The organism is Pedobacter sp. UC225_61, from assembly GCF_044452285.1.
GTDB lineage: Bacteria > Bacteroidota > Bacteroidia > Sphingobacteriales > Sphingobacteriaceae > Pedobacter.
The window spans coordinates 3,059,799-3,073,790 of record NZ_JBIOAL010000001.1 but is presented as its reverse complement, the minus strand read 5'-3'; the positions used below and the strand labels follow the sequence as shown (position 1 = coordinate 3,073,790).

Below are 13,992 nucleotides of genomic sequence, written 5' to 3'. Positions count from 1 at the left end.
CTATAACCTTAATACGAAGAGAACCTTTAGATAAAAACTAATTCTCTTTTTGTCTAACTTGTAGCTTAACAAGGTTTTGATAATTGATTTGGAAAGGTCATAAAACAATCCTTTCCATTTTCTTGTAACAGAAAGCTTAAATCCCTAAATTACTTAATGTTAAATATTCAAATACACATTTCATATTCTTGTTTTTGTACTAAACTTACCATATCTTTGCGGCACAATTAATTAATTATAAACTTTAGTATCATTCAAGAATGTATTTAAGTAAAGAAGTAAAAGCCGATATTTTTAAAAAACACGGCGAAGTAGCAACCAACACTGGTTCTGCAGAAGGTCAAGTAGCGTTATTTACATACCGTATTGCGCACTTAACAGAACACTTAAAGAAAAATCGTAAAGATTTCTCAACTCAGTTGTCACTTCAAAAATTGGTAGGTAAACGTCGCGGTATATTGGCGTATCTATTTAAAAAAGATATTGCTCGTTATCGTGCTATCATCAAAGCTTTGCAGCTAAGAGATATCATTAAATAAAAAGCTTTTATCAATTAAAAGCCATTCTTTTAGAGTGGCTTTTTTTAGTTTAATACTCAAAAATAAATATATAAACAAGGTCTATTAAAAAGAGGAAAAATAGACCACAACAATTTGTAAATGAATGTAATAAAAAAATCGTTTGATTTAGGCGATGGAAGAATTGTAGAAATTGAGACAGGTAAATTAGCTAAACAAGCTGATGGTTCTGTTGTAGTTAAAATGGGAGATACCATGTTGTTAGCAACAGTTGTATCTACCGTAGGTGCCAAACCAGGTACAGATTTTTTACCATTATCGGTAGATTATCAAGAAAAATATGCGGCTACTGGCCGTATTCCAGGAGGATTTTTACGTCGTGAGGCAAGATTATCTGACTATGAAGTGTTAATTTCTCGTTTGGTTGATAGAGCTTTACGCCCTATGTTCCCATCAGATTATCACTCTGATACACAAGTAATGATTTCATTAATCTCGGCAGATAAAGATATTATGCCAGATTGTTTAGCTGGTTTAGCAGCATCTGCGGCTTTATCAGTTTCTGATATTCCTTTTAACGGTCCAATTTCTGAAGTACGTGTGGCTAAAATCGATGGTAAATTGGTAATCAATCCATTAGCTAGCGAATTAGAGCGTGCAACTTTAGAATTTATGGTTGCTGGTTCAGCTAACGACATAGGTATGGTTGAAGGTGAGTGTGATGAAATTCAAGAAGATGAAATGGTTGAAGCTTTAAAATTTGCACACGCTGCAATTAAAGTTCAATGTGCTGTTCAGGTTGAATTGACTGAAGCTACTGGTAAAACTGTAAAACGTGAATATAACCACGAAGACCATGATGCTGATTTAAAAGCTAAGGTTTATGCTGATACTTACGATAAAGTTTACGCAGTAGCGAAATCTGGTTCTAACAAAGATGAACGTAAAGTTGGTTTCACTGCAATCATTAATGAGTTTTTTGAGGCAATGCCAGAAGATACTGCAGATTTAACTAAAGCAATGGCTAAACATTATTATCATGATGTGCAGTACGATGCAATTAGAAATCTATTATTAGATGAAGGAATTCGTTTAGATGGTCGTAAAACAACTGAAATTCGCCCAATTTGGAGTGAAGTTGGTTATCTACCTGCAGCTCACGGTTCAGCAGTGTTTACACGTGGCGAAACCCAATCTTTAACATCAGTTACTTTAGGTAGTAAAGATGATGAGCAAATGATTGATGGTGCTTTCTTTAATGGTTATAACAAATTCTTATTACACTATAATTTCCCTGGTTTCTCAACTGGAGAGGTTAGACCTAATAGAGGTGCTGGACGTAGAGAAATTGGTCACGGTGCTTTAGCTCAACGCTCGTTGAAAAAAGTATTACCAGAAGGAGCAGAAAACCCATATACTATTCGTATTGTTTCTGATATTTTAGAATCTAATGGTTCATCATCAATGGCAACTGTTTGTGCTGGTACTTTAGCATTAATGGATGCTGGTATTAAAATCAAATCTCCAGTTTCTGGTATTGCAATGGGTTTAATTACTGATGAGAAAACAGGTAAATATGCAATCCTTTCAGATATTTTAGGTGATGAAGATCACTTAGGAGATATGGACTTTAAAGTAACTGGTACTGAAAATGGTATTGTTGCTTGTCAAATGGACTTAAAAATAAACGGTTTATCTTATGATGTATTAACTAAAGCTTTATTACAAGCTAAAGAAGGTCGTTTACATATTTTAGGTGAGATGAAGAAAACCATCGCTAAACCTAATGAAGATTTAAAACCACACGCTCCACGTATCGTTTCTTTAAGTATCGATAAAGAATTTATTGGTGCGGTAATAGGACCAGGCGGTAAAATTATTCAAGAAATGCAACGTGAAACTGGCGCATCTATCTCTATTGAAGAGGTTGGTAACAAAGGTATCGTTGAAATTTTTGCTGATAACAAAGCTGCAATTGATGCTGCTGTTGCACGTATCAATGCAATTGCTGCTAAACCAGAAATTGGTGCTACTTACCAAGGTAAAGTAAAATCTATCATGCCTTTTGGTGCATTCGTAGAAATCATGCCAGGTAAAGATGGTTTATTACACATCTCTGAAATTTCATGGGAGCGTTTAGAAACTATGGATGGCGTTTTAAAAGAAGGCGATAAAATAGAGGTTAAATTGTTAGATGTAGATAAACAAGGTAAAATGAAACTTTCTCGTAAAGTTTTGTTGCCGAGACCTGAAAAACCTGCAGCTCCACAAGCATAATTAAAAAGTCCAGAAGTCCGTATATCGGAAAGTCGAATAATGATAAACCCTTTCAGTTTTACTGGAAGGGTTTTTTATTGCTTAAACTTTCGCTGTTAGTCACTAAAAAATTTCATACTTCTTTTGTAACTTGCCTATCTCAATCGTCATTGCGAGGCACGAAGCAATCTCATGAGGTATAGCTTTAAGATTGCTTCGTGCCTCGCAATGACGAAAACTACAAATACTAAATAACAAATGAAACACATCATAGCTCCTTCCATACTTTCTGCTGATTTTGCTAATCTGCAACGCGATACTGAAATGATTAATATGAGCGAAGCTGATTGGTTCCACGTTGATGTGATGGATGGAGTGTTTGTGCACAATATTTCTTTTGGTTTTCCAGTTTTAAAAGCAGTTAAAAAGTACGCTAAAAAACCTTTAGATGTGCATTTAATGATTGTAAATCCTGAAAAATATATCCAAGAATTTGCAAGTGAAGGTGCTGATATCATTACAGTTCATTATGAAGCTTGTACACATTTACATAGAGTAGTACAGATGATTAAGGCTGTAGGATGTAAAGCATGTGTGGCACTTAACCCACATACTCCTGTTAGTTTATTAAAAGATATCTTGGTTGATTTAGATATGGTTTTGATCATGTCGGTAAACCCAGGTTTCGGTGGACAACAATTTATCCCCCAATCTTTAAATAAGATTGTAGAATTAAGAAAAATGGCTAATGAGATCAATTCTAATTTATTAATTGAAGTTGATGGTGGAGTTAGTAGTTCAAATATCGGAAGTTTAATTAAAGCTGGTGCAAATGCTTTTGTAGCTGGTAATGCAATTTACGCTGCATCAAATCCAACTGATATGATTGCCACTATGAAAAACATCGATATCACTTCAAATCAAATCTAATTCCCTTGAATGCGCAAAGTTTATCTGTTAATTCTAGCTTTACTATTAGGATTTACGTTGGTAAATGCTCAACCTTTGGTAAGAGTTACAGGTGTAGTGCAAGATTTAAAATCTGATCCTTTACAACAAGTAACCGTTGCAATTCTCGGTCAGCAAGAATCCACATTAACGGCTCCAGATGGAAGTTATACCATTTATTCTAAAACAACTTCTTTTACTGTTAAGTACAATTTGCTTGGTTATAAGCCAGTATTGGTTAAAATAAATGAAAAAGCTGCGGGTAGAATTGTTAGAAATATCACCTTACTTACCAATATAAATGAACTTGAACAAGTAACTGTCACCAATAAACAAAATCAGTTAAGCAACACAAATACTATAAATATTGCTGATCTTGCTTCATTACCTTCAGTTTCTGGAAATTTTGAATTTGTTTTAAAAACTTTACCTGGAGTATCTACTAATAACGAATTGAGTTCACAATACAGTGTTAGAGGAGGTAATTTTGATGAAAACTTAATTTACATAAATGATGTGGAAATTAGTAGACCGATATTGATTAGAAATGGACAACAGGAAGGATTAAGCTTTATTAATGGCGATTTAGTGACAAGAGCGAAGTTTTCAGCTGGTGGTTTCGAAGCCCGTTATGGTGATAAATTATCTTCTGTTTTAGATGTGAAATACGATAGGCCAGATAGTAATCAACAGGTTATAACAACAGGATTTTTAGGAACATCCTTAAGTTCTAAATATGTAACAGATAAAAGTTTTTTATTAATGGGTTTACGCTATAAAAACAACAGTAGCGTGTTAAATAAGCAAGATAGTAAAGGAAATTATAGTCCAAACTTTGGAGATGTACAACTGCTTTATCAATACAATTTTTCAGATAAATTTAGTTTAAGTGCACTTGGTAATTATAATATTGGGCAATTTAAATTAATACCTGAAGATAGAGAAACACAATTTGGTACGCTTGATACCCAGTTAAGGTTAAATATTGCTTACAATGGACAAGAAATAGATAGCTATCGAACAGTAGGTGGAGCTATAACTGGAATTTTTAGTCCACGGCCAAATTTGGTAATTAAATGGATTAATAGCTACTTTACTACTAAGGAAAGAGAGCGGTTTGATATTGAAGGAAGATATGTTTTTGATGAGTTGGAAACTGGGTTTGGCGCAACTGGTTTTACCTCTGTTCGTATAAATAGAGGTATTGGAACCTACTTAAATTATGCTCGTAATAGCTTAAATTCACAAACATTCAGTTCCGAAATAAAAACAGATCAAAATTTTTATAACCATGTTTTTTCGTGGGGTGCACGATTAGAATTAAATAAATTTAAAGATGAATTAAATGAATATCATCTTACCGATTCGGCTGGTTATATCTTACCATATGATGCAAAGAATTTTTTCTTAGAACAATCAATTAGAATAGCCAATAAGGTTGATATTAATAATTTAACTGCTTTTATACAAGATAGTTATAGTTTAACGGACAATACAGATTTGCAATTAGGAGTTAGAGGAAGCTATAATAATTTGTCTAATCAATTGTTGATAAGTCCACGCTTATTATTAGCCTATCGCCCAACTAGTAATAATAAAATTATTCGTTTTACTGCAGGAATTTACCAGCAAGCACCAACTTACCGTAGTATGAGAGCTTATGATGGAATTTTAAATTTAAATCAGAAAGCGCAACGTTCTTATAATACTTCTGCAGGTTTTGATTATGCTTTTGATGGCTTAGGAACACGATTAAAGTTTAGTTCTGAAGCTTATTTTAAGTATTCAGATAGATTAATCCCATACATAATTGATAATGTAAGGATTAAATATCTTTCATCAGAAATAGCTAAAGGGCATACATACGGAGTTGATTTTAGCGTAGGTGGTGAGTTTGTAAAGGATTTAGTTTCTTATTTCAGACTATCTTTTATGAAAGCGGATCAAGATGTTATTGGCGACTCATATATAAAGAAAGATAAATTCGGTTCATCAACTGTAATATATCCTGGCTATTTAAAAAGGCCTACTGATCAACGCATAAATTTTTCTGTTTTCTTTCAAGATAGACTGTTAAAAAGTCCAACTTATAAGGTACATTTAAATATGTTGTATGGGTCTCGATTACCAATTGGCTCTCCACAAAGCGATCATTACACAGATGATTTCCAAATACCTGCTTATAAGCGAGTTGATATTGGGTTTTCAAAAGATTTTTTAGATGATGTTGCTGTTCGAAAACCTAAACTATTAGATAAATATTTTAGTTCGTTTATTGCTTATTTTGAGGTGTTTAATTTGCTCAATATCAATAACACAGTATCTTATTTGTGGTTAAAAGATGTAGACAATGTGCAATATGCTGTTCCAAATTACTTAACCGGTAGGCAATTCAATTTTAAATTGATTTTAAAGTTTAAAAACCATCAATAATTGCGACTGATTTACTAGATTTACGCTCATAAAATTTAAATAAACAATCATGATTTAACCTAAAAATTAATGACTAAACCATGATAGCTTTATTGCCATTCAAAACAATTTATAACGATAAAAAATGAGACATAATTTTGGTGCAGGACCCTGTATTTTACCTCAAGAAGTATTTAAGCAAGCTTCTAGAGCAGTTTTAGATTTTAAAGACGGCTTATCAATTTTAGAAATTTCGCATCGCACCCCAGAGTTTGAAGGTGTAGTGGAAGAGGCAACAAAATTGGTAAAGGAACTTTTAAATGTACCATCAGGATACTCCGTTTTATTTTTACAAGGAGGAGCAAGTTTGCAATTTGCAATGGTGCCAATGAATTTGTTGCCAGAAGGAAAAACTGCTGCTTATTTAGAAACTGGTGTTTGGGCAAACAAAGCGATTAAAGAAGTTAAGTTTTTTGGAAACGCCAACATCGTAGCTTCTTCAAAAGAGTCTAATTATACCTTTATTCCTAAAGATTATACAATTCCAGAAGATAGTGCATATTTTCACTGCACCTCGAATAATACCATTTACGGAACGGAAATGTTCACTTTACCAGTAACAAAAGTTCCTGTAGTATGCGATATGTCATCAGATATTATGAGTCGTGTAATTGATGTTTCAAAATATGATTTAATTTACGCTGGAGCTCAAAAAAACATCGGCCCTGCAGGATTAACCATTGTAATTGTTAAAGATGAAATTTTAGGAAAAACGGGCAGAGGAATTCCTTCAATGTTAGATTATAAAGTGCACATAGAAGGTGGTTCAATGTACAATACCCCACCTGTATTTTCAATTTACGTAGCTATGTTAAACTTAAATTGGTTAAAATCGAAAGGTGGTGTTGCAGAAATTGAACAAGAAAATAAAGCAAAAGCTGAAGCACTTTATAAAGAAATTGATAGAAATCCATTATTCAAAGGAACCTGCGCAGTTGAAGATCGCTCGAGAATGAATGTGTGTTTTGTAATGGAAAATCCTGAATTAGAAAAATCATTTGCAAAATTTGCAGACGATAATGGGTTCGAAGGATTAAAAGGACATAGAAGTGTTGGTGGTTTTAGAGCATCAATGTACAATGCACTTCCAATTACAAGCGTTCATGCTTTAATAGATTTAATGCAAACTTTTGAAGAAAAACAAAATAAGTTAAATTATGATTAAGATACTCGCCAATGATGGCATAGACCCAATTGGGAAAAAGTTACTAGAAGAAGCTGGTTTTCAAGTCGATACTCAAACAATTCCTCAAGATAAATTAGCTGAAGCGTTATTAAATTACGATGGAATTACTGTTCGTAGCGCTACAAAAGTTAGAAAAGAACTAATTGATGCCTGTCCAAATATCAAATTAATTGGTAGAGGTGGAGTCGGTATGGATAATATTGATGTTGATTACGCAAGAAGTAAGGGTGTTGCAGTAGTAAATACACCAGCAGCATCATCATTATCAGTTGCTGAATTGGTTTTCTCGCATTTATTTACAGGTATTCGCTTTTTGCATGATTCTAATCGCAAAATGCCTTTGGAGGGAAGTACTAAATTTAACGACTTAAAAAAAGCATACGCTAAAGGCATCGAATTAAAAGGTAAAACTTTAGGTGTAATTGGATTTGGTAGAATTGGAAGAGAAACTGCTACTATCGCATTGCGTTTAGGAATGAATGTATTGGCATATGATCTTTATCCATTTAGCGGTTCTATTTCTTTAGATTTTCAAGGTGGAGTTAAAGTTGATATTCCTGTACAAACGGTAAGTTTAGCAGAAGTAATTTCACAAAGTGATTTCATTTCTTTACACACGCCATTCGCTGATAAACCAATTTTAGGCACTGAAGAATTTGCTGCAATGAAGCCAGGTGTAGGTATTGTAAATTGTTCTCGTGGGGGAACTATTGAAGAATCTGCATTAATTGAGGCTTTAAATTCTGGTAAAGTAGCTTTTGCGGGTTTAGATGTTTTTGATAATGAACCAACACCACTTGAAGCGATTTTAACACATCCTAAAATATCATTAACACCGCATATTGGCGCTTCAACTAATGAAGCTCAAGAACGTATTGGAACAGAATTGGCTAATTTGATTATTGATCATTTTAAGAAATAAGCTATTTTTAATATAGGATTTTAGAACCTTCAGCTAAAACTGGAGGTTTTTTGTTTAGAATTAACTTATAATTTATTTTGAAAAGGAGGGAAATCCCGACTATCTTCGCCTAGCCATTTATAAATCCTTATGCCGAGAATAAAGCCGTTTTGTGCCTTAAAACCTGCACCTGCCTTACTCAATACGGTAGTTACGCGACCTCTTGAAAACTATGGTATTGGGCAAGCCCGACTGATTGCTTCAGAAAACCCCGCTAGCTTTTTACACTTGATTAATCCTGAACTAGATAATCCTTATCTGCGTGGCTCAAGACAAGAATTGATTTATAAAACTGTTTCTGAAAACTTAGAATCATTTATAGAAAAAGAGATTTTAGTATCGGAAGAAAACCCTTGCATTTATATTTATCAGGTGATACACGATGGTTTGGTGCAAACTGGAATTTGGACTTTGACCCATATCAATGATTATTTAGAGGGAAACATAAAAAAGCACGAATTAACAGTAGAGACTAGAGAAAGATTACTTGCAGAATATTTACAACAAACAGGTTTAGATGCTAATCCAGTATTAATTACGTATCATCCTAATAAAATAATTCAGCGACTACTAGAAAAATACACAATTTTAAAAGCCGACCTAGATTTCACTTATGTTGATGACACACGTCATCGCATTTGGAAAATTGATGACCAACATGATTTAAATAATGTAATAAATGCTTTTGCAGAAATGCCAGAAGTATATATTGCTGACGGACACCACAGAGCTGCATCAATGGCTAAAATGGGTTTGCATAAAAGAATGTTGTTTAAAAACGACGAAAATGCTGCGTTTAACTATTTTACTACAGTTTACATGGATACACAAGAAGTAAAAGTGTTGGCATACCATCGTTTGGTAAGGGATTTAGCATGTTTAACGGAAGAGGAATTTTTGAAGAAGATTTCAGCTGATTTTAATGTAAAAAAGACGGATCAATTTGTTAAACCAACAACTTTGCATCATTTTGCTATGTATGTGAAATCGGGTTGGTATACATTAATTGCAAAATCACACACGTATACTGAAGATCCAGTTCATGTTTTAGATGTAAGTATTTTACAAAATATAGTTTTAGCACCAATTTTAAAGGTTAAAGACCCTAGAACAGATGCTAGAATTACGTTTGAAGGTGAAAAAACATCAATAAAATTACTAGAACGACAAGTGGATAATGGGATAAATGAAGCTGCTTTTATTTTGGCACCAATCGCTATAAATCAGCTAATTAGTGTAGCTGATGCGAATAAAACAATGCCTCCAAAATCCACTTGGGTTGAACCTAAATTTTTGGTTGGCTTATTAACACACTGCTTTAACAAATAATTTGAATTTATTTCAGAGAATTTGTTAAAACCCAATACCTAAAACCTAAAATTGCTTTCTGAAAAGCAGTTAATTTCATCGGATCTTTTCGATAATAACTTGGTAGAATTAACTTATTTAGTTTTACTAATGCTTTAAACAGTTGTTTTCTCATAGACTTTAAGCCGTTTGTTTTTTAAGTTTATAGCGTAAACCAATACACTACAACCTACTATACATAAGGCAATAAATAGATAAGCCCAATTCCTAGATTTCTCTAATTGATTGGCTGTAGCACTTAAAGTTTCGTTTTGATCTTGTAAATTTTTAATGCTTCTCCTATAATTTTGTATACTTTCAGAATTTGTATTAACAGTTGTTTTAACTTGCTCAACCTGTAAATCTTTGTAGTCCAACAATATTTTTAATTCCTTAAATATGTCATTATCGTTCAAAGCAATTTGCCTTAAAATTTCATTAGAATTTCGAATATCTCTTTTAGTTTGAAATCCAAATATGCCTGTTTTAGTGTTTAAACTTTCATCATACTGTCCAAATTTTGCACTTCTTTCTGCTAGCAAGGCATTAATTTTTGATCGTTGAATTTCATAAGCTGAAGTATCTTGTGCGGAAACATGTGCTGCAATTGAGTTTATCATTAGAAATAAGAAAGCTATTTTTTTTATCATGACTTAGGTTTTTATTGTTCAAGCAAACTCCATGCCTCAGCTTTGCTCGCAAAATTAGGTTTAACTTTTGCCCAAGTGGTTGTAAATAATTCGGAATTGCGATAACTTTCTAAATGTTCGACAGATTGCCAATTACTAATGGTGAAAAACAGCTCTGGTTGAGTTTGATGTTGTAATAATTGTACACCATTACATCCTTCAAAACTTGAAATTTGAGATTTGAGATTTTAATTGATCGAATAAGGTTTTAAACTCTTCAATAAAACTAGGAGTGAAGTGCATTTTTACAACTCGAACTAACATAATTTAATGCTATTATTTTTAAAACTAGTGATCTTGAAGTTTGAAGTGGCTTTAGATATTCAATAGTGGTGCTTAGACAAGCTCAGCATGACAAAAATACTAGGGATGGAACTCTACACGTACAATATCACTCAAATGCAATCCTAATAATCCACTGGCTTTACCCTTGTTAATCGCTATTTCTAAATGGTTGCTTATCCCAAATAAACAAAGTTTCTCTCCTTCTGGAACTTCATTGTAGTGCCAACTTAATTGAGTAATAGTTTCGCTCTTTCTAAAGTATAAAGTGAAGTCTCTGTTGCGTTGTATTTTAGTGAAAAGGTCTTTCGTAATATTGGTAATTACATTGCAAAAAGTATCTATATAAATTACACTTCCTCTAATTATATCTCTCTCTATTACAGGGTGTAAAAGCATTCTTTGTTCAATATCTCCTGTAGGTAAACCAATATCTTTTAATTTTCCGCCTTTGGCTAAATGAATGGCTGCTTTTACAAAAATATCTACCAACGGAAAATGTAAATATTTTAGATCCTGCATAATATTTAACTCTACCAATTCATCTGGTGCTTCATCTAACAAGAGTGAGAAAATCCCATTATCGGCCCCTACAAAATAATGATCTTTATAACGCAATGCGATGTATTTTGTGTTTTCGCTAAATACAGAATCAATACCAATTAAGTGTACTGTATTTTTTGGGAAGTAGGGATAAGCATTTTTAAGTACGAAAGCCGCATAAGAAATATTGAAAGACGGAACTTCGTGGGTAATGTCTATAATATTGGCAGTAGGTAGAATACTCAAGATGCTACCTTTTAAAGCAGCTTGATAAAAATCCTTTGAACCTAAATCTGTCGTTAATGTTATTATAGCCATTAAAAATTCAATATTTATTCTTATTCTTGTGTAGAGGCAAATCGCCTACAAATATTCAATTTTTAAATCAAAATATACACTTCTAAATAAAAATACAATATTTTGAACGAACTAAAGCTAACATTAGAAACAACAGACCAAGTACAATTTTGGGGCGCCAACAATGAGCATTATGAGTTAATCAAAACTGCTTTCCCAAAATTAAAAATAGTAGCAAGAGGAAATGACGTTAAAGCGCTGGGCGATGAGGCTGAGTTAAAGGCCTTTGAGCAAAAGTTCGAACAATTAGTTGCTCACCTCGAAAAGTACAGAACGCTTTCTCATAACGATGTAGAATCTATTTTAGGTTCAAAAAAAACAACTGAAAAAACAGATGATGCCCCAGCTACACCAATCAACACGGGTGAAGTAATTGTTTTTGGTAATCATGGTTTAATGATTAAGGCACGTACTGCCAATCAACGCAAAATGGTTGATAGTATCGGTAAAAATGATGTATTGTTTGCGATTGGCCCTGCGGGAACAGGTAAGACGTATACTGCTGTAGCTTTGGCAGTTAGAGCATTAAAGAACAAAGAGATTAAGCGTATTATTTTAACAAGACCAGCAGTAGAAGCAGGGGAAAGCCTTGGATTTTTACCTGGCGACTTGAAAGAAAAAGTAGATCCTTATTTACGTCCACTTTATGATGCGTTGGATGATATGATTCCGCCTGAAAAACTGAAGTTATATTTAGAAAATAGAACAATTGAAATTGCGCCATTAGCATTTATGCGTGGCAGAACATTGGACAATTGTTTTGTAATTTTAGATGAAGCGCAAAACTCTACAGATTTGCAGTTGAAAATGTTTTTAACACGTATGGGACCAACTGCAAAATTTATTGTAACAGGCGATGTAACGCAGATAGATTTACCTAGAAAAGCCCAATCTGGATTGCACAATGCACTTCGAATTTTAGAAGAAATAAAAGGCATTGATATTATTTACCTAAACGGAGATGATGTAGTGCGACATAAATTGGTTAAACAGATTCTGAAAGCGTACGGAGATATTCAGTAAACACTAAATCAGTTTGTAACAAAATTGAATTTAAAAATGCTACAATTAATCCTCAACGATAAGTTAATTTTATCTTTTGAACAACTAGGTAAAAAAGCTAGGTTAATTATTTCAGAGGCTGAGGTTGAATTAGCTTGTCGAAAAGAAACGATAAAGAATTTGAAAAAGTTTTTAACTGAAGATGAAACTAAAATATTTAAAGGAAGATTACAATTACATAAACAATCAGATATTATTGAGATTTCTACTAAAAAACAAACCAATAGCGGTAGTTTCATCCATTGATTTTGAACAGATTTTAAATAAATTATAATAATTTTAACCCTGTAGCCTTAAACCTACAGGGTTTTTATTTTAAAATCGTATTTTTATAGCCTCATGAAAGCAATCAAAGAAACCCACTTTAATTTTCCACAGCAAACCAATTTTTATAAAGGTAAAGTACGCGATGTATATACTATTGACGACCAATTAATGGCAATGGTAGTTACTGATAGGATCTCTGCATTTGACGTTGTTTTACCCGAAGCAATTCCTTTTAAAGGACAAGTTTTAAATCAGATTGCTGCTAAATTTTTAGCTGCTACACAAGACATTGTTCCAAATTGGGTTTTATCTACTCCTGATGAAATGGTTACTATCGGTAGAATTTGTGAGCCTTTTAAAGTAGAAATGGTAATTAGAGGCTATTTAGCAGGTCATGCTTGGCGTGAATATAGTGCAGGTAAAAGAGAAGTCTGCGGTGTTGCTTTACCAGAGGGGTTAAAAGAGAATGATAAGTTGCCTCAACCAATTATTACGCCTACAACAAAAGCTGCTGTAGGGCATGATGAAGATATTTCTAAACAAGATATTTTAGCCAAAGGCATCGTTTCGTTAGTTGATTATACGCAGCTTGAAGAATATACACAAGCATTGTACAAACGCGGAACAGAAATGGCTGATGAGCGTGGTTTGATTTTAGTGGATACAAAATATGAGTTTGGTAAAGTAGGAGATACGATTTACTTGATTGATGAAATCCATACACCAGATTCATCGCGTTATTTTTATGCTGATGGTTATGCAGAGCGACAAAAAACAGGAGAAGCACAAAAACAATTATCTAAAGAATTTGTGCGTAAGTGGTTAATCGAAAATAATTTTCAAGGAAAAGATGGACAAGTAATTCCTGAAATGACACTTGAGATTGTGAATTCAATATCAGATCGTTATATAGAATTATATGAACAAATTACGGGTGAAAAATTCGTTAAAAATCCTTCGTCAAGCATTGTAAATAGAATAGAGGAAAATGTGAAAAATGCGATTAGTGATTTATTATCAAGATAATAATCGTTACTTTCGTTTTAAATAAATAGACAAGACCATGAACCGTTCATGATTAAAATCATGGAAAGCTACATCAGT

The 13,992-nt window shown here is 33.1% G+C and carries 13 protein-coding genes; 10 read left to right on the top strand and 3 right to left on the bottom strand.

The genetic code is table 11. The annotated features are described in order from the left end of the window. Positions 1–260 precede the first annotated feature (260 nt). The 7 genes from rpsO to ACHMWN_RS13960 all read left to right on the top strand — a co-directional run bounded on the left by rpsO (position 261) and on the right by ACHMWN_RS13960 (position 9,670). Positions 261–539: a 30S ribosomal protein S15 gene (gene rpsO / locus ACHMWN_RS13990; RefSeq protein ID WP_397302213.1), complete on the top strand. Its 279-nt coding sequence runs from the start codon at positions 261–263 to the stop codon at positions 537–539. Positions 540–659: 120 nt separating this feature from the next. After that, positions 660–2,795 (top strand): polyribonucleotide nucleotidyltransferase, encoded by a 2,136-nt coding sequence (gene pnp / locus ACHMWN_RS13985; protein ID WP_397302209.1) that lies wholly within the window; start codon positions 660–662, stop codon positions 2,793–2,795. 237 nt (positions 2,796–3,032) lie between these two features. Continuing rightward, positions 3,033–3,704, top strand: coding sequence for a ribulose-phosphate 3-epimerase (gene rpe, locus ACHMWN_RS13980; protein ID WP_397302206.1), 672 nt, complete (start codon positions 3,033–3,035; stop codon positions 3,702–3,704). Positions 3,705–3,713: 9 nt separating this feature from the next. Then, positions 3,714–6,155, top strand: coding sequence for a carboxypeptidase-like regulatory domain-containing protein (locus ACHMWN_RS13975; protein ID WP_397302203.1), 2,442 nt, complete (start codon positions 3,714–3,716; stop codon positions 6,153–6,155). 124 nt (positions 6,156–6,279) lie between these two features. Continuing rightward, positions 6,280–7,359, top strand: a complete 1,080-nt coding sequence (serC, locus tag ACHMWN_RS13970) for a 3-phosphoserine/phosphohydroxythreonine transaminase (RefSeq protein ID WP_397302200.1) — start codon at positions 6,280–6,282, stop codon at positions 7,357–7,359. After that, on the top strand, positions 7,352–8,302 hold the full coding sequence (locus ACHMWN_RS13965; protein WP_397302199.1) for a D-2-hydroxyacid dehydrogenase: 951 nt from the start codon (positions 7,352–7,354) through the stop codon (positions 8,300–8,302). Before serC ends, ACHMWN_RS13965 begins: the two co-directional genes overlap by 8 nt. Positions 8,303–8,431: 129 nt before the next feature. Next, positions 8,432–9,670, top strand: coding sequence for a DUF1015 domain-containing protein (locus tag ACHMWN_RS13960; protein ID WP_397302197.1), 1,239 nt, complete (start codon positions 8,432–8,434; stop codon positions 9,668–9,670). A gap of 134 nt (positions 9,671–9,804) precedes the next feature. On the opposite strand, the gene ACHMWN_RS13955 is transcribed toward ACHMWN_RS13960, so the two are convergent. The 3 genes from ACHMWN_RS13955 to ACHMWN_RS13945 all read right to left on the bottom strand — a co-directional run bounded on the left by ACHMWN_RS13955 (position 9,805) and on the right by ACHMWN_RS13945 (position 11,520). Then, positions 9,805–10,338 carry a hypothetical protein gene (locus ACHMWN_RS13955; protein WP_397302194.1) on the bottom strand — a complete coding sequence of 178 codons (534 nt, stop codon included), beginning with the start codon at positions 10,336–10,338 and terminating at the stop codon, positions 9,805–9,807. Between the two features lie 11 nt (positions 10,339–10,349). Continuing rightward, complete coding sequence (locus ACHMWN_RS13950; RefSeq protein ID WP_397303601.1) at positions 10,350–10,550, bottom strand: putative quinol monooxygenase; 201 nt, start codon at positions 10,548–10,550, stop codon at positions 10,350–10,352. A 190-nt stretch (positions 10,551–10,740) separates the two neighbouring features. Continuing rightward, a complete protein-coding gene (locus ACHMWN_RS13945) occupies positions 10,741–11,520 on the bottom strand; it encodes an S-adenosyl-l-methionine hydroxide adenosyltransferase family protein (protein ID WP_173269168.1) in 780 nt (259 codons plus the stop codon). Positions 11,521–11,622: 102 nt separating this feature from the next. Between ACHMWN_RS13945 and ACHMWN_RS13940 the strand changes: the two genes are divergently transcribed. From ACHMWN_RS13940 to ACHMWN_RS13930, 3 genes are all read left to right on the top strand, one after another. Further along, positions 11,623–12,582: a PhoH family protein gene (locus ACHMWN_RS13940; RefSeq protein WP_397302191.1), complete on the top strand. Its 960-nt coding sequence runs from the start codon at positions 11,623–11,625 to the stop codon at positions 12,580–12,582. A 36-nt stretch (positions 12,583–12,618) separates the two neighbouring features. Further along, positions 12,619–12,867 carry a hypothetical protein gene (locus ACHMWN_RS13935; RefSeq protein WP_397302189.1) on the top strand — a complete coding sequence of 83 codons (249 nt, stop codon included), beginning with the start codon at positions 12,619–12,621 and terminating at the stop codon, positions 12,865–12,867. Between the two features lie 93 nt (positions 12,868–12,960). Beyond that, entirely contained in the window at positions 12,961–13,914 is a 954-nt protein-coding gene (locus ACHMWN_RS13930) for a phosphoribosylaminoimidazolesuccinocarboxamide synthase (RefSeq protein ID WP_397302187.1), read from the top strand. Positions 13,915–13,992: the final 78 nt, after the last annotated feature.

Excerpts from the sequence above, each read along its gene's own strand:
- ACHMWN_RS13960 (WP_397302197.1), top strand. The coding sequence starts at position 8,432 with ATGCCGAGAATAAAGCCGTTTTGTGCCTTAAAACCTGCACCTGCCTTA.
- ACHMWN_RS13945 (WP_173269168.1), bottom strand. The coding sequence starts at position 11,520 with ATGGCTATAATAACATTAACGACAGATTTAGGTTCAAAGGATTTTTAT.
- serC (WP_397302200.1), top strand. The coding sequence starts at position 6,280 with ATGAGACATAATTTTGGTGCAGGACCCTGTATTTTACCTCAAGAAGTA.
- ACHMWN_RS13975 (WP_397302203.1), top strand. The coding sequence starts at position 3,714 with ATGCGCAAAGTTTATCTGTTAATTCTAGCTTTACTATTAGGATTTACG.
- ACHMWN_RS13930 (WP_397302187.1), top strand. The coding sequence starts at position 12,961 with ATGAAAGCAATCAAAGAAACCCACTTTAATTTTCCACAGCAAACCAAT.
- rpe (WP_397302206.1), top strand. The coding sequence starts at position 3,033 with ATGAAACACATCATAGCTCCTTCCATACTTTCTGCTGATTTTGCTAAT.
- pnp (WP_397302209.1), top strand. The coding sequence starts at position 660 with ATGAATGTAATAAAAAAATCGTTTGATTTAGGCGATGGAAGAATTGTA.
- ACHMWN_RS13955 (WP_397302194.1), bottom strand. The coding sequence starts at position 10,338 with ATGATAAAAAAAATAGCTTTCTTATTTCTAATGATAAACTCAATTGCA.
- ACHMWN_RS13935 (WP_397302189.1), top strand. The coding sequence starts at position 12,619 with ATGCTACAATTAATCCTCAACGATAAGTTAATTTTATCTTTTGAACAA.
- ACHMWN_RS13965 (WP_397302199.1), top strand. The coding sequence starts at position 7,352 with ATGATTAAGATACTCGCCAATGATGGCATAGACCCAATTGGGAAAAAG.
- rpsO (WP_397302213.1), top strand. The coding sequence starts at position 261 with ATGTATTTAAGTAAAGAAGTAAAAGCCGATATTTTTAAAAAACACGGC.